This window comes from Pseudomonas sp. Ag1 (assembly GCF_000278565.1).
Classification (GTDB): Bacteria; Pseudomonadota; Gammaproteobacteria; order Pseudomonadales; family Pseudomonadaceae; genus Aquipseudomonas.
This window is the reverse complement of sequence record NZ_AKVH01000077.1, coordinates 1-18,129: the sequence shown is the minus strand read 5'-3', so window position 1 is coordinate 18,129 and position 18,129 is coordinate 1. Positions and strand designations below refer to the sequence as shown.

Below are 18,129 nucleotides of genomic sequence, written 5' to 3'. Positions count from 1 at the left end.
TACCCCGTCGCTATCGACGGTGACGAAATGGCAAAACGCCGCGACGGCTGATGCCGGTCGCGGCGCGGGGGTGTTGCAGCGTCAGGCGAAAATCTTAGTTGATTTCGCCGTGGCAGTGCTTGAACTTCTTGCCCGAACCGCACCAGCACAGTTCGTTGCGGCCCAGCTTCTGTTCGTTGCGCACCGGGGCCTGGGCCAGGGCCACATCGACCTCTTCGCCCAATACTTCCGGAGCCTCAAGACCAGGCGCTTCGTCGTGCTGGAACTGCATACGCGCAGCCAGTGCCTCGGCTTCCTGACGCAGGCGGGCTTCTTCCTCGATCGGGTCTTCGCGACGCACCTGAACGTGGGACAGCACACGAATCGAATCGCGCTTGATCGAATCCAGCAGTTCGGAGAACAGCGTAAACGACTCGCGCTTGTACTCCTGCTTCGGGTTCTTCTGGGCGTAGCCACGCAAGTGGATGCCGTGACGCAGGTGGTCCATGGTCGACAGGTGGTCTTTCCACAGGTCGTCCAGCACACGCAGTACGATTTGCTTCTCGAAGGTGCGCAGTGCTTCGGCACTCGCCTGCTCTTCTTTCTCGTTGTACGCGGCCAGCAGCTCGGTCATGAGCTTCTCGCGCAGGGTTTCTTCGTACAGGTGGTCGTCTTCGTCGAGCCATTGCTGGACCGGCAAGTCGACACCGAAGTCGCTCTTCAACGCAGCTTCCAGGCCGGCAACATCCCACTGCTCAGGCAGGGACTGTGGCGGGATATGGGCGCTGACGGTGGCGTTGAGCACGTCCTGGCGGAAATCGGCAATGGTCTCGCCGATGTTGGTGGCGGCCAACAAACTGTTACGCATGTGATAAATCACTTTACGCTGTTCGTTGTTGACGTCATCGAACTCGAGCAGTTGCTTACGAATGTCGAAGTTACGGCCTTCTACCTTGCGCTGGGCTTTCTCGATGGCGTTGGTCACCATGCGGTGTTCAATCGCTTCACCGGACTGCATGCCCAGGGCTTTCATGAAGTTCTTCACCCGATCCGAGGCGAAGATGCGCATCAGGCTGTCTTCCAGGGACAGGTAGAAACGGCTGGAACCGGCGTCACCCTGACGACCGGCACGACCACGCAGCTGGTTGTCGATACGGCGCGATTCGTGACGCTCGGACGCGATCACCTGCAAGCCGCCGGACTCCAGCACTTGCTGGTGGCGCTTCTGCCAGTCGGCCTTGATCTGCGCGATCTGCTCAGGGGTCGGGTTGTCCAGGGACGCAACTTCCACTTCCCAGTTACCGCCCAACAGGATGTCGGTACCACGACCGGCCATGTTGGTGGCGATGGTCAGTGCGCCCGGGCGACCGGCCTGGGCAATGATCTCGGCTTCTTTTTCGTGGAACTTGGCGTTGAGGACCTTGTGCTCGATGCCTTCCTTGGCCAGCAAGCTGGACATGTGCTCGGAAGTTTCGATGGTGGCAGTACCCACCAGCACTGGACGGCCCTGGGCCATGCATTCCTTGATGTCGGCGACGATTGCAGCGTATTTCTCGTCGGCGGTCAGGAACACCAGGTCGTTGAAGTCTTTACGCGCCAGCGGCTTGTTCGGCGGGATAACCATCACCGACAGACCGTAGATCTGGTGGAATTCGAACGCTTCGGTGTCGGCTGTACCGGTCATGCCGGACAGTTTGTTGTACAGACGGAAGTAGTTCTGGAAGGTGGTCGAGGCCAGGGTCTGGCTTTCAGCCTGGATGTTCAGGGCTTCCTTGGCTTCGATCGCCTGGTGCAGGCCTTCCGACAAACGGCGACCCGGCATGGTACGACCGGTGTGTTCGTCGACCAGTACGACCTGGCCGTCCTGCACGATGTATTCAACGTTGCGATGGAACAGCTTGTGGGCGCGCAGGCCGGCATACACGTGGGTCAACAGACCCAGGTTGTGCGCCGAGTACAGGCTCTCGCCTTCGGCCAGCAGGCCGATCTGGGTCAGCATGTCTTCGACGAACTGGTGACCGGCTTCGTTGAGTTCGACCTGGCGGGTCTTCTCGTCGATGGTGAAGTGACCTTCTTTGGTCACCACGCCTTCCACTTCCTCGATGTGTTGCTCAAGGCGCGGGATCAGCTTGTTGATCTCGGTGTACAGGCGCGAGCTGTCCTCTGCCTGACCGGAGATGATCAGCGGGGTACGGGCTTCGTCGATCAGGATGGAGTCGACTTCGTCGATCACGGCAAAATTGAGTTCGCGCTGGAATTTTTCTTCCATGCTGAACGCCATGTTGTCGCGCAGGTAGTCGAAACCGAATTCGTTGTTGGTACCGTAGGTGATGTCGGCAGCGTAGGCGGCGCGCTTCTCTTCCGGCGGCTGGAACGGCGTGACAACGCCGACCGTCAGGCCGAGGAATTCGTACAGCGGACGCATCCAGTTGGCATCCCGGCGGGCGAGGTAGTCGTTCACTGTCACAACGTGCACGCCCTTGCCGGACAATGCGTTGAGGTAAACGCCCAGGGTAGCTACCAGGGTCTTGCCTTCACCGGTACGCATTTCGGCAATCATGCCTTCATGCAAGGTCATGCCGCCGATCAACTGGACGTCGAAGTGGCGCATGCCCATGACACGCTTACCGGCTTCACGGGCGACCGCAAAGGCTTCGGGAAGCAGCTTGTCGAGGGTTTCACCTTTGGCTATGCGGGCCTTGAACTCTTCGGTCTTGGCGCGCAATTGCTCGTCCGAAAGGGCAACCATCTGCTCTTCGAAGGCATTGACCAGCTGCACCGTCTTGAGCATGCGTTTGACTTCGCGCTCATTCTTGCTTCCAAAAAGTTTCTTTAACAAAGGCGCAAACATATCGGCAGGTTCTTCCACACATAGGGATGGAGGGCGCCCCGTGAGTCGCCCGAGCAGCCCTCACGGCCGCATGCGAACGAGCATTCTACCCGGAAACGTGGGTGAGGAAAGTGGCGTTATTCCACGATGCAGGCACGGCGCTCTCAGAGGGCTTGTTTAAAATAAGGGCTTTTTGCTGAACTTCAACCCATTCGGGCAATAAGTTACTCGTTGATTTAATGGATAAACTGCCGGTAATGCAATGGCGGCGGTGTCGCAGACGCTTTCTGCTACCATGGCCTCTCTGTTACTTAAGGTGTCTAGTCATGGCATTTCGCCCTCTTACGGCCCGAGCTCCCGCCGTGTTGCTTCGCGAAGCCAAGCCTTTAAAAGCCATCTTCGGCCATGCGCAACGCCTTGGTCATCTGCAACGCCTGGTAGAAAGCCAACTGCAGCCCGCCGCCCGCGAACACTGCCATGTGGCCTCGTGGCGCGAAGGCAATCTGCTGCTGATCGTCACCGACGGCCATTGGGCGACGCGCCTGCGCTACCAGCAGAAACGTTTGCAGCGCCAATTGATGGCCTTCGACGAATTCGCCAGCCTGACGCGCATCCAGTTCAAGGTGCAACCGCCGACCGTGCCGCAAGGTGCGGTGGGGCATACGATGGATTTGTCGGAAATCGCCGCCGAAACCATTCAGGCCACGGCAGACGGGATTACCGATCCGAACTTACGCGCTGCGCTGGAGCGGCTGGCCGCTCACGCCAAACCCAAAACCTGAGACCCGGCGCAGAACCAAGTGTGGGAGCGGGCTTGCTCGCGAAGGTGGCGTGTCAGTCACTGGATATATTGACTGATCCACCGCTTTCGCGAGCAAGCCCGCTCCCACATTTGATCCCATCGTTATTTACGTTTGCTGCCGCCTAACAAAGACCCCAGTAACCCGCGCACCAACTGCCGGCCCATCTGATTGGCCGCCTGTTGCATCGCCGATTTCAGTGCCTTGCCTGCCGTAGTACCGAGGAACGCACCGGCCTTGTCGGTAAAGCTTGGCTCTTCAGCGGCGGGCGTCGAATCCTCTTGCGGGCCCAAGTCCTTGCGCGCCATCAGCACTTCGTACGCCGACTCACGGTCAATCGGCTTGTCATAACGCCCCTGCAATGGCGAACTGGCAATCAGTGCTGCCCGCTCAGCTTCGCTCAGTGGCCCGATCCGCGATTGCGGCGGTGCTACCAGTACGCGTTGGACTACTTCAGGCGTCCCCTTTTCCTGCAAGGTTCCCACCAATGCCTCACCTGTACCCAACTCGGTCAGCACCGCCAGCGCATCAAATGCCGGATTGGGCCGGAAACCATCGGCCACCGCCCGCAGGGACTTCTGCTCCTTGGTGGTGAACGCCCGCAGCCCGTGCTGGATGCGCAAGCCGAGTTGCGCCAGCACGGTGTCCGGCAAGTCCCCGGGAGACTGGGTGACGAAATACACACCGACGCCTTTCGAGCGAATCAGCCGCACCACTTGCTCCAGGCGATCCTGCAGGGCCTTGGGGGTGTCGGCAAACAACAGATGCGCCTCATCGAAAAACAGCGCCAGCAGCGGCTTGTCGGCATCGCCACGTTCCGGCAGTTGCTCGAACAGTTCGGCCAACAGCCAAAGCAGGAAGGTCGCGTAGACCTTCGGCGCCTCATGCACCAGCCGGCTGGCGTCCAATAGATGAATACGCCCGCGGCCGTCACTGGCCGGTTGCAGGATGTCTTCGAGTTGCAGCGCCGGCTCGCCGAACAACGCTTCGGCACCCTGCTGCTCCAGCACCGCCAGGCGCCGCAACAGCGCCTGGCTGGAACCGGTGGTCATCAAGGCCGCGTCTTCCCCGAGCAACTCCGGGTGATAGCGCAAATGGTTCAGCAGCGCCTTGAGGTCCTTGAGGTCCAGCAACAACAGGCCTTCACGATCGGCCACCTTGAAGGCTGCGTAGAGGGCCGATTGCTGGCTGTCGGTGAGCTCCAACAGGCTGCCGAGCAACAGCGGGCCCATTTCACTCATGGTGGTGCGCAACGGATGACCGGACTGGCCGTGGATATCCCACAACGTCACCGGATACGCCTTGGGCGTGTAATTAAGGAAAGGCATGCCGGCTATGCGCTCGGCGACCTTGCCCTGAGGGTTGGCCGCAGCGCCCAGGCCACACAGGTCACCCTTGATATCGGCGGCAAATACCGCGACGCCGGCGTCGCTGAAGGCTTCCGCCAGGCGCTGCAAGGTCACGGTCTTGCCGGTGCCGGTGGCGCCTGCGATCAGGCCGTGGCGGTTGGCCAGGCGCATCGACTGGGCAATCGGCTGGCCCTGAAGATCTGCACCAATAATGAGTTGCGAGGAGTCAGGCATTTTGTCACCCATGGTTAATCTTTGGCGCTGAATGGTCGATACAGATAAAGCGAGAGACCCAAAAAGTCTTGGAAAAACAGGCCGGATAATTCCTGCAGGAGCAGATGGAAATATCACACTTTTTTTGACGCAGCCATTCCGCGCGCCCCAGAAGGACGTGCATCGGATATTAAGACCATAGCGGACCCCACAAGCCATGAATAAAAATCTGCGTTTCAGCCATAAAATCCTGCTTGCCGCCGCTCTTGTCGTCATTGCCGCCTTTGCGTTGTTTACCCTCTACAACGACTACTTGCAGCGTAATGCGATTCGCGACGACCTGAACAACTACCTGCATGAAATGGGCGATGTCACTGCCAGCAACATCCAGACCTGGCTTACCGGGCGCATTGTGCTGATAGAAAGCGCCGCACAGAACATCGCCATCAACCCGGATTCAACCAGCGTCGCCAGCCTCCTGGAACAGAAGGCCCTGACGTCCTCGTTCATGGCCACATACCTTGGCGACAGCAAGGGCGGCTTCGTCATCCGCCCCGATACCAAGATGCCCGACGGCTTCGACCCACGGGTACGCCCCTGGTACAAGGGCGCGCAGGGCAGCAACGGCTCAACCCTGACCGAACCCTACATTGACGCGGCCACCGGCCAGTTGATCATCTCCATCGCCACCCCCAGCACCAAGGCCGGCCAGAGTGTCGGCGTGGTGGGCGGCGACCTGAGCCTGCAAACCCTGGTAGACAACATCGGTGCCCTGAACTTCGGCGGCATGGGTTATGCCTTCCTGGTCAGTGCCGACGGCAAAGTGCTGGTACACCCGGACAAGGGCCTGGTGATGAAAACCCTGGCCGACGTCTATCCGAACAACACCCCCAGGATCAGCAGCGACTTCAGTGAAGTCGAGGTAAACGGCAAGACACGTATCGTCACCTTTACCCCGATCAAGGGCCTGCCCTCGGTGAACTGGTACCTCGGCCTGTCGGTGGATAAAGATAAATCCTTCGCCATGCTCAGCGAATTCCGCACCTCGGCGATCATCGCCACGATCATCGCCGTGGTCATCATCATCGCCCTGCTGGGCATGCTGATTCGCATCCTCCTGCAGCCACTGCACGTCATGACCCGCGCCATGGAAGACATCGCCGACGGTGAAGGCGACCTGACCCGCCGCCTGACCATCCAGAACCACGACGAATTCGGCGTGCTTGGCAGCGCTTTCAATCGTTTCGTGGAGCGGATTCACACCTCGATTCGCGAAGTTTCCTCGGCCACCGAGCAGGTCAATGAAGTGGCCCTGCGGGTGGTCAGCGCCTCCAATTCCTCGATGGTCAATTCCGACGAGCAGGCCAACCGGACCAACAGCGTCGCGGCCGCGATCAACGAGCTGGGGGCCGCCGCCCAGGAAATCGCCCGCAACGCCGCACAGGCCTCCAACCAGGCCAGCGATGCCCGGCACTTGGCCGAAGACGGTCAGCAAGTGGTGGAACGCAATATCAAGGCGATGAACCAGTTGTCGCAGATGATCAGCGCCTCCAGCACCAATATCGAAGCGCTTAACAGCAAGACAGTGAACATCGGGCAGATTCTGGAAGTGATCACCAGCATTTCCCAGCAAACCAACCTGCTGGCCCTCAACGGGCGATTGAAGCCGCACGGGCCGGGGAAGCCGGGCGCGGCTTTGCGGTGGTGGCCGATGAAGTGCGCAACCTGGCGCACCGCACCCAGGAGTCGGCGCAGCAGGTGCAGAAGATGATCGAGGAGCTGCAAGTCGGCGCCCGGGATTCGGTCAGCACCATGAGCGAAAGCCAGCGGCACAGCCAGGACAGTGTGGAAATCGCCAACCTGGCGGGCGAGCGTCTGAACAGCGTGACCCAGCGTATCGGCGAAATTGACGGGATGAACCAGTCGGTAGCCACCGCTACCGAGGAACAGACCTCGGTGGTGGAGTCAATCAACATGGACATCACCGAGATCAACACCCTCAATCAGGAAGGTGTGGAAAACCTGCAATCAACCTTGCGGGCCTGTTCCGACCTGGAACAGCAAGCGGCGCGCTTGAAACAACTGGTGGGTAGTTTCCGGATTTGATCCCGCCGGGTCAGCGGCTGCCTTGCACAGCCGCTGACGCCTTTTCTTCAGGCAATTCGGATGTGTCCTGCAATTGTTCCCACAACTCGGCGGCGCCTGGAAACTCGGTGCCGTCCTCACTGCTCAGGTCATCCGGGTCATATCGACTCAAACAACCCTCTCCCAGCGTCGCGGGGGCTTTGGAAGTCGCCTTGTCCAGTGGATCGCTCATGCTCCAGTCCTCACCCGCGCTCAAAAAAAGGGCCTGTAGCGATTTAACGCCCAGGCCCTTCATTCTTCAATCAAAACACTTCAATCAGAACACGACAGTCTTGTTGCCGTGCACCAGCACCCGGTCTTCCAGGTGATAGCGCAGGCCGCGAGCCAGCACCATCTTCTCGACGTCACGGCCAAAACGGACCATGTCTTCGATGCTGTCGCTATGGCTGACACGCACCACGTCCTGCTCGATGATGGGACCGGCGTCCAACTCTTCGGTGACGTAGTGGCACGTTGCACCGATCAGCTTCACGCCACGCAGGGATGCCTGGTGATACGGCTTGGCACCCACAAACGATGGCAGGAAACTGTGGTGAATATTGATCACCTTGCCAGCGTATTCACTGCACAACTCCGGCGGCAGAATCTGCATGTAGCGCGCCAGTACCACGACGTCCGCATCGTGCTGCTTGACCAGGCGCGAGACCTCGGCAAAGGCCGGCTCCTTGTCCTGCGGGTTGACCGGGACGTGGTAGTACGGAATGCCATGCCACTCGACCATGCTGCGCAGGTCGTCGTGGTTGGAGATCACGCAGGAGATCTCGCAGTCCAGTTCATCGCTGTGCCAGCGGTGCAGCAGGTCTGCCAGGCAGTGGGACTCACGACTGGCCATCAGGACCACGCGTTTTTTCTGTTCCGTGTCGGTGATGCGCCAGGTCATCGAGAACTCTTCAGCGATCGGCGCAAATGCCTCGCGAAATGCCTCTAGACCAAAGGGCAGCGTATCGGCACGAATTTCGTGACGCATGAAAAACCAGCCGCTGAGATTGTCCGAGTGATGGCTCGCTTCGGTGATCCAACCGTTGTGGGAAGCCAGAAAGTTACTGACCTTGGCAACGATGCCAACCCGGTCCGGGCAAGCAATCACCAGCCGAAAAGTGCGCATTAGGGGGAAACTCCAGAACTTCGCAAAGGCCGCCATTCTAGCGATTGCGCAGAAAAACTGCAGTATTCCTCAACGCTTATTCTGATCGGCTGCGTCAACCCTGCCCCTTAATAGCGTAAGGTTTTTCCCCACTATGTGTGCAAACGCGTGGACTCCGGCAGTACGCCAAGACTTAACCAGAGTATCTTTAGGCCATCCCCCTTACTAATTAACTCAATTCCACGCTTTTGCCACAAACAACCAAAGTAAATTACATAAATGCGGCCTTAAATGTTTACTTGGGCAAACTGTCTGACTATTATTGAGCCACTATCCCCTTTCACCCAGCGCCCTGCATAAGGTAGTCCCCATGTCCCTGATCAACGAATATCGCGCCACCGAAGAAGCTATCAAAGAGCTGCAAGCCCGTTTGAAGAACCTGTCCCAAGACGACAAACTGCAAACCGAGCTGGAATTCGAAGGCAAATTGCGCACCCTGATGGGCGAATACTCCAAATCCCTGCGTGACATCATCGCGCTGCTGGATCCGGATTCGAAAGTTAAGGCTCCACGTGGCGCCGTAAAAACTACCGGCACCAAGCGTGCACGCAAGGTTAAACAATACAAAAACCCGCACAACGGCGAAGTGATTGAAACCAAAGGTGGCAACCACAAGACTCTGAAAGAGTGGAAAGCCAAGTGGGGCGGCGACGTGGTTGAAGGCTGGGCTACCCTGCTGGGCTAAGCCTCGCCAGGACGCTGCGTGATACGCAACGCAATAAAAAACGCCAGCTTGCTGGCGTTTTTTATTGTCCGTATTTTACCGGGAAGCTGATTACAGACTCATTCGAGTCGCTAAGGCATCAACATACTCCTGCCATTCATCAAGCACCTGGCGCTGAAACGGTGTGGCACTAACAGCCAACTCAAGACACGCCTGCTTAAAACCCTCAAGGGTGTTTGGCGCGCCCCATTGAGGGTCTGACAAACGTTGCTGACAGAAAACTCTCCAGCGTTGTTGCTCTTCACTATTCAAGGTGTCTGGAAAGTTGCGTGCACGATAGCGAAATAATAATTCAGGCAAACGTTCATCATCGAAAGGCCATTGCTGGCGCGCTAGTTGCGCCGGCTCGGCGACTCTCACTTGCTCACATAAACGTCGATCACGATCCCCGATAAAACCATCGTATAGCTGCTGCTCGGGATCGGCGCTTGGCGCAAAATCTTCCTCGGCGTAAATCGCCGCCAGTTTATCGCGCCATAGTTCCTGTGCGTCGCTTAGCCGCAGGGCCCGCGCATCACACTCATCCATATCCAGCTGCAAACGCTCGCGGTCTTGCGGCCGAAGCACGCTCAACGGTGCGACCACCGGGCAACGATTGATGTGCAGCAACTTGAGCGGTACCGGCAACTCACCTTCGGCCAGTTCGTCGCGGCGGGTATATAAGCGCCGGCGCAAGGTATCGGCGTCCTCGTCCAACAGCCCTTGCGGATCGAGCCCCAGGTCGCAGACGATCAATGCATTGCGATTGCGCGGGTGCCACGCCAGCGGCAGCACCACCCCCAGGTAATGACGCTCGGCAGAAAAACGACCGGAAATATGCACCATCGGCTGCAACAACCGCACCTGGTCCATGACCCGTTGTTTGCTGCGCAGTTGAAACAGCCAGTCATAGAGCTTGGGTTGCTTCTCGCGGATCAACCGGGCCAGGGCGATGGTGGCGCGCACATCGGACAAGGCGTCGTGGGCCTGGCCGTGGTCGATGCCGTTGGCGGCCGTCAACCGCTCAAGCTTGAGGGTGACGCGCCCGTCCTGTTCCGGCCAGACGATCCCGTCAGGGCGCAGGGCGTAGGCAGTGCGCACCACGTCGATCAGGTCCCAGCGGCTGTTGCCGCCTTGCCATTCCCGGGCATAGGGATCGAAGAAATTGCGGTACAAGCTGTAGCGCGTCATCTCATCGTCAAAACGCAAGGTGTTGTAGCCGGCCCCGCAAGTGCCCGGGGTGGCCAGCTCGGCGTGCACCCGGGTCATGAAGTCGGCTTCGGCCAGGCCTTTTTCCGCCAGCACGCCGGGAGTGATGCCAGTGATCGCGCACGCTGCCGGATGCGGCAGGATATCGTCGCTGGGGTGGCAGTAGAGATTGACCGGCGGCCCGACCTCGTTAAGCTCGAGGTCGGTGCGAATACCGGCTACCTGCAGCGGGCGGTCGGTACGCGGATTGATGCCGGTGGTTTCATAGTCGTACCAGAAAATGGTGGTCACGGGCTATTCCTGTGCTGAAGACCGGCAAAGTCTAGGCGCTTGCAGGCATCGGGGGCCAGCGCTGTGTTGCCTGTACAAATATTCAGTAAATCGTTGAGTGGTTGCTTCCACCGTCGACACTGCTAGCATCGGTCTTTCCAACCCCGCCGCTGCCGCCCAGGCGCCAGCGCCGCACTGCCAAGGACCGCGATGCCACCTGCGCCACTGGATACCCGCTACCAGATCGAGACCCCGGAGGGTATCGACCTGCCCCTGCGCCCGGCCGGCCTGCTGGTACGCTCACTGGCCTTTGCCTTCGACCTGGGTTTGCGCGGCCTGATTCTCGGCATCCTGTTTATCGCATTGGCCTTTCTCGGCAACCTGGGCATTGGCCTGGGTTCGCTGCTGCTGTTCCTCGTCAGTTGGTGGTACATGGTGCTTTTCGAAGTGCTCAACCAGGGCTGCTCGCCCGGCAAACAGGTCATGGGCCTGCGGGTGGTACAGGACGATGGCACGCCCATCGGCTGGTCCGCCTCGCTGATCCGTAACCTGTTGCGCTTTGTCGACATGCTGCCCTTCGGCTATTTCCTCGGCGCCATCAGTTGCCTGCAACACCCCAACTTCAAGCGCCTGGGCGACCTGGCGGCCGGGACTCTGGTGATCTACCGCGAACAACCGCTTTCCCGCCCGCAAGTGCCCCAGGCCCCGGCGCTGCGCCTGCCGTTCGCCCTTGAGCTGAACGAACAACGGGCGATTCTCAGCTTCGCCGAACGCCAGGGCGAACTGTCGGCCGAACGGGTCAACGAACTGGCCGCTATCCTGGCCACGCCCCTGCAGGTCTCCCCTGCCCGCGCCGTGGCAGAACTCAACGGTGTGGCCCGCGGATTGTTGGGGCCAGCATGAAACAGAGTCTTTTCGAAAGCCGCCATCAGCCACAATGGCAAGCCTTTGCCGAGCAATTGACGCAGTTGGAGAAAGGCAAAGCCAAAGGCGCCGACTTCGTCGACTTCCCTCATCAATACCGGCAGTTGTGCCAGCACCTGGCCCTGGCCCAGGAGCGCGGCTACAGCAGCTACCTGGTGGACCCGTTGCAGCAGCTTGCCTTGCGCGGCCATCAACAGTTGTATCGTCATCGCAGCCGGATGGGGGCAAACGTGCTGAGCTTCCTGCTGGCCGATTTCCCCAGGCTGGTTCGCGCGCAATGGCCATTTGTGCTGGCTGCCGGCCTGCTGTTCTTTGGCAGCCTGCTCGGCATTGCCTTGCTGGTGTACCTGTTTCCGGACTTGATCTACAGCATCGTCAGCCCTCGGCAGGTGGCCGAGATGCAGGCCATGTACAACCCCGATGCCAGCCGCCTGGGCCGGGCAGCCGAACGCGCTTCCAGCGAAGACTGGATGATGTTCGGCTACTACGTGATGCACAACATCGGTATCGCCTTCCAGACCTTTGCCGCCGGGCTGCTGTTCGGCCTGGGCAGCGTATTTTTCCTGTTCTTCAATGGCCTGATCATTGGCGCCGTTGCCGGGCACCTGACGCAAATCGGCTACGGGCAAACGTTCTGGTCATTTGTCATCGGCCATGGCGCCTTCGAGCTCAGCGCAATTGCCCTGGCTGGCGCGGCTGGCCTGCAACTGGGCTGGGCGCTGATTGCACCGGGGCCCCTCACCAGAGGCGAATCCCTGCGCCTGGCCGCGCGCAAAAGTGTGCAAATGATTTGTGGTGTGATGGTGTTCCTGCTGATCGCCGCGTTTATCGAGGCGTACTGGTCGTCCACCAATGCCGTGGCGCCGTGGGTCAAGTACCTGGTCGGCACCGCCCTGTGGTTGCTGATGGCGGCCTACCTGCTGTTTGCCGGACGGAATCGCCATGCGCCTGAGTGATGCCAGCGTCGTGATCCGCCCGCGTACCTCCTGGGAGGCCATGGACCTCGGCATCCTGCTGGCCCGGGAACACCGGCTGCTGTTGATGAGCAGTTGGGCCATCGTGACCTTGCCGGTCTTCGCCCTGTTCAGCGTGCTCCTGTGGAATCACCCCACCACCGCGCTGTTGCTGTTCTGGTGGTTGAAACCGGCATTCGACCGCCTGCCACTGTATATCCTGTCCAAGGCCCTGTTCGGCGAAACACCCAGCCTGAAACAAGCGCTGCGCCAATCGCCGCGGCTGCTCAAGGGCCAACTGCTGGCCAGCCTGACCTGGCGGCGCTTCAGCCTCAGCCGTAGCTTCGAGATGCCGGTGGTCCAGCTCGAAGGGCTGCAAGGCCAGGCGCGCCAACAACGTCTCGGGGTGTTGCAGCAGCGCAACGCAGGCGCCGCGCGCTGGCTGACCCTGATCGGGGTGCACCTGGAAATCGCCCTGTGGTTCGGGTTGATGGCCGTGTTCTATTTCTTCCTGCCGCAAGAGGTCGAACGCGACTGGGATTGGCAGCAACTGGCGCTCACCGCCGGCCACGACTGGCGTTGGCTGGAGCACCTGACCAACATGTTCTACGCCTTGATCCTGGTGTTCTGGGAGCCGATCTATGTCGCCTGTGGCTTCAGCCTTTACCTGAACCGCCGCACGGTGCTGGAAGCCTGGGACCTGGAACTGGTGTTCCGCCGAATGCGCCAGCGCCTGAGCGGTGTGGCGTCGCTGCTGTTGCTGGTGGCCGGGCTGACGCTGATTCCGCCGATCCCATCGGCATGGGCTGATGAACCGGTTCCCCAAACGCCGCTGACTACACAATCGGCCAGTCACTCGATCAAGACGCTGTTGGAGCAGCCACCGTTCAAGAACCCGGAAACGCTCACTCGCTACCGCTTCGGCGAGGATAAAGCAGCCGACAAAAACAAAGCGGCAGGTGATGCCAAGCTGCCAGCCTGGCTGGAAGCATTGCTGAAAAACCTCAACAGTGATTCGTTCAAGCACATCGCCAAGGGCCTTGAAGTACTGCTCTGGGGATTGCTGGCAGGTGGCCTGGCACTGGTGATCTGGCGCTACCGCGACTGGCTGCATGCCTTTGTCAGCCGCCGCAGCCCGCGCAAACCCAAGGCTGCCAAACCCGTGCCTTCGCAGCTGTTCGGCCTTGAACTGGGGGCTGACACCTTGCCCGAAGACATCGCAGACGCCGCCGAACAGCTGTGGGCAACACAGCCCCGGGAAGCCCTCGGCCTGCTCTACCGTGGGTTGCTCAGCCGCTTGCTGCACGACTTCAACCTGCCGCTGAAAAGTGCCGACACGGAAGGTGAAGTCCTGGAACGTATCCGCCAACTGCAACAACCGCAGCTACTGGCATTCAGCGGTGAGCTGACCCGTTACTGGCAAAACCTTGCCTATGGCCATCGCCTGCCGCCTGCCTTGGCGCAACAACAGCTATGCAGCGATTGGCGAACCCTGTTCGGCTCGGGAGCGGCGCAATGAACCGGCCGTTGCTGTGGGTCGGGCTGCTGGTCGCGGGCTTGCTGGCAGCAGGCGGTTTTTATGCCTGGCACACGGCGATTCCTTATCAGGAAGTGGTCGATCGCGGCCCTTCACCCGAAGCCCTGGCCAACCCCTACCTGGCAGCTGAACACTTTCTGCGCCAGCAGGGCCTGGTGGTGGAACATGCCAACAGCCTCGAACGGCTGGCCAGCCTTTCGCCCAAGGGCAACAGCCTGCTGTTGCTGGGCGAGCGCAGCAACATGAGCCCGCCCCAGATTGATCAATTGCTGCAGTGGACCCGGGCTGGCGGCCATCTACTGCTGGTAGCCGAAGCGCTGTGGGATGAGGACACCGGTGAAAGTGGCGACCTGTTGCTGGATCGTGTGCAGATACACCAATCCTTCAGTGAAGAATTCGACGCTCCGGCACCCGCGCGTAAAAAGACAACGCCGGACCTGACCAAACTCTATGTGGACAACGAAACAGCGCCGGCCTATTTCAGCTTCGACACCGACTTCAACCTCACCGACCCCAGGCACCTGGCACAATTCTCGGCCAACAGCGCCCGGTCGACGCACCTGATGCAGGTCAACCTCGGGCAAGGGCGTGTGACCGTGGTCACCGACAGCGACCTGTGGAAAAACCCGGGCATCGGCCTGCACGATAACGCGTGGCTGCTCTGGTACCTGAGCCAGGGCACCCAGGTCACACTGCTGTTCAACACTGATGTCGAGGACCTGTTCAGCCTGTTGTTGCGCTACTTCCCCCAGGCACTGGTGGCACTTGCCGCACTGATCGCCCTGGGCCTCTGGCACGCCAGCCTGCGCCAGGGTCCGATCCGGCAACCGGCGCCCAAGGCACGGCGGCAATTGCAGGAACACTTGAACGCCAGTGCCGACTTCCTGTTGCGCCGCAGCGGGCAAGACAGCTTGCTGCAAGCTTTGCAGCGCGACATCCAGCGCACCGCTCGGCGCCGTCATCCCGGGTTCGAACACCTCGATACAGCCGAACAATTGCGGGTGCTTGAACGCCTGACCCGCCAACCCTCCCTTGTTATCAGCCAGGCCCTTGGCCCACCTGCGACGAAACGGCTCTCCAGCGCCGATTTCAGCCGCCAGGTGGCCTGCCTGCAAACCCTCAGGAATGCCCTATGAGCGAATTTCCCGCCACTGACCCGATTCAGCGCGCCAGCCAACTGGCCCAGGCCTTGCGCGTCGAACTGCGCAAGGCGGTTATCGGTCAGGACCCGGTGATCGATGACGTGCTCACGGCGTTGATCGCGGGCGGCCATGTGTTGCTTGAAGGGGTTCCCGGCCTGGGCAAGACCTTGCTGGTACGCGCGCTGGCACGCTGTTTTGGAGGCGAGTTCGCGCGCATCCAGTTCACCCCGGACCTGATGCCCAGCGACGTGACCGGCCATGCCGTATACGACCTGCATACCGAACAGTTCAAGCTGCGCAAGGGACCGTTGTTCACCAACCTGCTGTTGGCTGACGAGATCAACCGTGCCCCGGCGAAAACCCAGGCAGCGTTGCTGGAAGCCATGCAGGAACGCCAGGTAACCCTTGAAGGCGAGGCGCTGCCCATCGGCCAGCCGTTCATGGTACTGGCCACCCAGAACCCCATCGAGCAGGAAGGTACTTACCCGTTGCCCGAAGCCGAACTGGACCGTTTCATGCTCAAGGTGCGCATGGACTATCCCGAGGCACAGCAGGAACTGGACATGGTGCGCGAAGTCACCCGCTCGTCCCGAGCCGACATGCTCGACGTACAGCCGCTGCGCACGGTGCTGCAAGCCGAAGACGTGCTGCTGTTGCAACAGATTGCCAGCGAGTTGGCGCTGGATGAGCAGGTGCTCGACTACGCCGTGCGCCTGGCCCGCACTACGCGCAGTTGGCCGGGCCTGACCATCGGCGCCGGGCCCCGGGCCTCCATCGCCCTGGTTCGCGGTGCACGGGCGCGGGCCTTGCTGCGCGGGGGCGAGTTCGTGACCCCGGACGACATCAAGGGCTGCGCCCTGGCAGTGTTGCGCCATCGGGTGCGTATTGCCCCGGAGCTGGATATCGACGGGTTGGAAGTCGACCAGGTGCTCCGGCAATTGCTGGACCAAGTCCCGGCGCCACGCCAATGAGACGCCCATGAGACCAACCCGCCTGCTGTTGACCTGGCTCGGTGTACTGCTGGGCCTGAGTATCCTGCTCGGCGCACTGGTGGCGCTACAGGTCAAGGTGCCAGACGCCCTGCACTCAGTGACGTGGGGCCTGCTGCTGGCCCTGTTGCTGCTGGCCCTGCTGGATGCCAGCCGCCTGCGCCGCCGGCCGTCCCCGCGCGTGCGAAGGCAGATGCCCGGCAGCCTGGCACTGGGGCGCTGGGGGGAAGTGCGGGTAACCCTGGAGCACAACTATCCCCAGCCGTTGGTGGTCCAGGTATTCGATCATGTGCCTGACGGCCTGGCGGTGGAGGACCTGCCGCAGTCCATCGAACTGCGGCCCGGCGAGCACAGTGAACTGGGTTATCGGCTAAGGCCCCAAAGGCGCGGGCATTTCAGCTTTACCCGCTGTGAAGTGCATCTGCCCAGCGCCCTGGGGCTATGGTCGGCCCGGCGCCTGATCGACGTCAGCGACGCCACCCGGGTCTACCCGGACTTCGCACGCCTGTATGGCGCGCAGTTGCTGGCGGTGGACAACTGGCTCAACCAGCTGGGCGTACGCCAGCGGCAACGGCGTGGGCTGGGCCTGGAGTTTCACCAGCTGCGTGAGTTTCGCGAAGGTGACAGCCTGCGCCAGATCGACTGGAAAGCCACCGCCCGGCAACGCACGCCCATTGCCAGGGAGTACCAGGACGAGCGCGACCAGCAGATCATGTTCATGCTCGATTGTGGCCGCCGTATGCGCAGCCAGGACGCCGAACTGTCGCACTTCGACCACGCGCTCAACGCCTGCCTGCTGCTCAGTTATGTAGCCTTGCGCCAGGGCGATGCCGTAGGGCTGTGCACATTTGCCTGCGACCAGCCGCGCTACCTGGCGCCGGTCAAGGGCAGTGGCCAGCTCAACCTGTTGCTGAATGCGGTGTATGACCTGGACACGTCCCGGCGTACGGCCGATTACCAGGCGGCCGCCAGCCAACTGCTGGCCCGGCAGAAACGTCGCTCGCTGGTGATCGTAGTGACCAATTTGCGGGATGAGGAAGATGAAGAGTTACTCAGCGCCGTAAAGCGCATCAGCCGCCAGCACCGGGTAATGGTCGCAAGCCTGCGGGAGGAGGTCCTTGACCAGTTACGCCAGGCTCCCGTGCAAACCCTGCCCGAAGCCCTGGCCTACTGCGGCACGATCAACTATCTCAATACCCGGGACGAGCTCCACGACCGCTTGAACGCCCACGGGCTGTCGGTACTGGACACACTGCCTTCGGACCTGGGTGCCGCCCTGGTGACCCGCTACCTGGGCTGGAAAAAAGCCGGCGCGCTATGAACGCCGGATGCAGCACCTAGGCAGAGGCCTGCAACGGATCAAAGCTGAAGTAATCCAGCAGCGCGCTGATCACCTCCCCATATTCGGCAGGGGCCTGGGATATGCTGAACCCGGAATCGTAATGCTGGGGGTTTATATCCTCATGACACCACAGGCAGGTGGCCGTGAGGTCTACCGCCTGCACCTCACCCTCAGGCCCGGGGATCTTCAAGCGCAGCTCGAACTCCACATCGACCATCATGGGTAACTGGCTGATCAACATCAGGCCCTGCTCGGAAACATTGCCCAGATAGCCGATTGGCTTGTCCGTCAGGCGATTGAACACTTGAAGGAAGCAAGGTAACTGATGCCGCTCGATCCGTCGGTGAGTAAACATGATGAGGTCGCCATCCAATGGCCATATATGTGGCCGCTCCAGTGATTCGAAACGAGCCTGAAGGCCCGCTCTCCCCGGATATCGGTGCGACAACCGCAAACGGGTTGCCACTTTTACAGCTGCCAAATCCGGGAACGCCATCCGTTTGAATAGAAACGGCGGTTGCAGGAGCTGAGTGCAACACAGTTACTGGATTGAGGCGGGAGCCTCGTGATGCTTGGCCATCAGCTCGGTCATGACCTCGA

At 60.6% G+C, this 18,129-nt stretch carries 14 protein-coding genes and 2 pseudogenes; 10 read left to right on the top strand and 6 right to left on the bottom strand.

The window, feature by feature from the left end; translation table 11 throughout:
• Nucleotides 1–94: 94 nt before the first annotated feature.
• The gene (gene secA, locus A462_RS25790) at nucleotides 95–2,830 is read right to left on the bottom strand and encodes a preprotein translocase subunit SecA (protein ID WP_003209775.1); all 2,736 of its coding nucleotides are present in this window, start codon (nucleotides 2,828–2,830) and stop codon (nucleotides 95–97) included.
• A 305-nt stretch (nucleotides 2,831–3,135) separates the two neighbouring features.
• Here secA and A462_RS25795 point away from each other — a divergent pair, with 305 nt between their 5' ends.
• Nucleotides 3,136–3,591, top strand: coding sequence for a DUF721 domain-containing protein (locus A462_RS25795; RefSeq protein WP_008432358.1), 456 nt, complete (start codon nucleotides 3,136–3,138; stop codon nucleotides 3,589–3,591).
• A 122-nt stretch (nucleotides 3,592–3,713) separates the two neighbouring features.
• Here the strand turns inward: A462_RS25795 and A462_RS25800 are convergent, their stop codons facing one another.
• The gene (locus A462_RS25800) at nucleotides 3,714–5,192 is read right to left on the bottom strand and encodes a helicase HerA-like domain-containing protein (protein WP_008432355.1); all 1,479 of its coding nucleotides are present in this window, start codon (nucleotides 5,190–5,192) and stop codon (nucleotides 3,714–3,716) included.
• A gap of 196 nt (nucleotides 5,193–5,388) precedes the next feature.
• On the opposite strand from A462_RS25800, the pseudogene A462_RS35180 reads away from it, so the two are divergent.
• Nucleotides 5,389–6,372, top strand: a pseudogene (locus A462_RS35180) (HAMP domain-containing protein); the annotation flags it as partial.
• Between the two features lie 141 nt (nucleotides 6,373–6,513).
• Nucleotides 6,514–7,277, top strand: a pseudogene (locus A462_RS35175) (methyl-accepting chemotaxis protein).
• 10 nt (nucleotides 7,278–7,287) lie between these two features.
• Here A462_RS35175 and A462_RS0132320 read toward each other — a convergent pair.
• Together A462_RS0132320 and purU are read right to left on the bottom strand one after the other, a co-directional pair.
• On the bottom strand, nucleotides 7,288–7,488 hold the full coding sequence (locus tag A462_RS0132320; protein ID WP_023659227.1) for a hypothetical protein: 201 nt from the start codon (nucleotides 7,486–7,488) through the stop codon (nucleotides 7,288–7,290).
• An 84-nt stretch (nucleotides 7,489–7,572) separates the two neighbouring features.
• Nucleotides 7,573–8,421: a formyltetrahydrofolate deformylase gene (purU, locus tag A462_RS25805; protein ID WP_003209762.1), complete on the bottom strand. Its 849-nt coding sequence runs from the start codon at nucleotides 8,419–8,421 to the stop codon at nucleotides 7,573–7,575.
• A gap of 349 nt (nucleotides 8,422–8,770) precedes the next feature.
• Between purU and mvaT the strand changes: the two genes are divergently transcribed.
• Entirely contained in the window at nucleotides 8,771–9,145 is a 375-nt protein-coding gene (gene mvaT, locus A462_RS25810; RefSeq protein ID WP_008432352.1) for a histone-like nucleoid-structuring protein MvaT, read from the top strand.
• Between the two features lie 90 nt (nucleotides 9,146–9,235).
• Here the strand turns inward: mvaT and sbcB are convergent, their stop codons facing one another.
• The gene (gene sbcB, locus A462_RS25815; RefSeq protein ID WP_003214166.1) at nucleotides 9,236–10,663 is read right to left on the bottom strand and encodes an exodeoxyribonuclease I; all 1,428 of its coding nucleotides are present in this window, start codon (nucleotides 10,661–10,663) and stop codon (nucleotides 9,236–9,238) included.
• Between the two features lie 189 nt (nucleotides 10,664–10,852).
• On the opposite strand from sbcB, the gene A462_RS25820 reads away from it, so the two are divergent.
• The 6 genes from A462_RS25820 to A462_RS25845 are packed head-to-tail and all read left to right on the top strand — an operon-like array spanning nucleotide 10,853 to nucleotide 17,508.
• Nucleotides 10,853–11,545, top strand: coding sequence for an RDD family protein (locus A462_RS25820; protein WP_003214165.1), 693 nt, complete (start codon nucleotides 10,853–10,855; stop codon nucleotides 11,543–11,545).
• Complete coding sequence (locus tag A462_RS25825; RefSeq protein ID WP_003214164.1) at nucleotides 11,542–12,522, top strand: stage II sporulation protein M; 981 nt, start codon at nucleotides 11,542–11,544, stop codon at nucleotides 12,520–12,522. The genes A462_RS25820 and A462_RS25825 overlap by 4 nt, the downstream gene beginning before the upstream one ends.
• Nucleotides 12,509–14,038 carry a DUF4129 domain-containing protein gene (locus A462_RS25830; RefSeq protein ID WP_008432350.1) on the top strand — a complete coding sequence of 510 codons (1,530 nt, stop codon included), beginning with the start codon at nucleotides 12,509–12,511 and terminating at the stop codon, nucleotides 14,036–14,038. Before A462_RS25825 ends, A462_RS25830 begins: the two co-directional genes overlap by 14 nt.
• On the top strand, nucleotides 14,035–15,192 hold the full coding sequence (locus A462_RS25835) for a DUF4350 domain-containing protein (protein ID WP_008432348.1): 1,158 nt from the start codon (nucleotides 14,035–14,037) through the stop codon (nucleotides 15,190–15,192). Before A462_RS25830 ends, A462_RS25835 begins: the two co-directional genes overlap by 4 nt.
• The gene (locus A462_RS25840) at nucleotides 15,189–16,169 is read left to right on the top strand and encodes an AAA family ATPase (protein ID WP_008432346.1); all 981 of its coding nucleotides are present in this window, start codon (nucleotides 15,189–15,191) and stop codon (nucleotides 16,167–16,169) included. Before A462_RS25835 ends, A462_RS25840 begins: the two co-directional genes overlap by 4 nt.
• Before the next feature lie 7 nt (nucleotides 16,170–16,176).
• A complete protein-coding gene (locus tag A462_RS25845; RefSeq protein WP_008432344.1) occupies nucleotides 16,177–17,508 on the top strand; it encodes a DUF58 domain-containing protein in 1,332 nt (443 codons plus the stop codon).
• Between the two features lie 16 nt (nucleotides 17,509–17,524).
• Here the strand turns inward: A462_RS25845 and A462_RS25850 are convergent, their stop codons facing one another.
• On the bottom strand, nucleotides 17,525–17,884 hold the full coding sequence (locus A462_RS25850; RefSeq protein ID WP_008432342.1) for a PilZ domain-containing protein: 360 nt from the start codon (nucleotides 17,882–17,884) through the stop codon (nucleotides 17,525–17,527).
• Nucleotides 17,885–18,129: the final 245 nt, after the last annotated feature.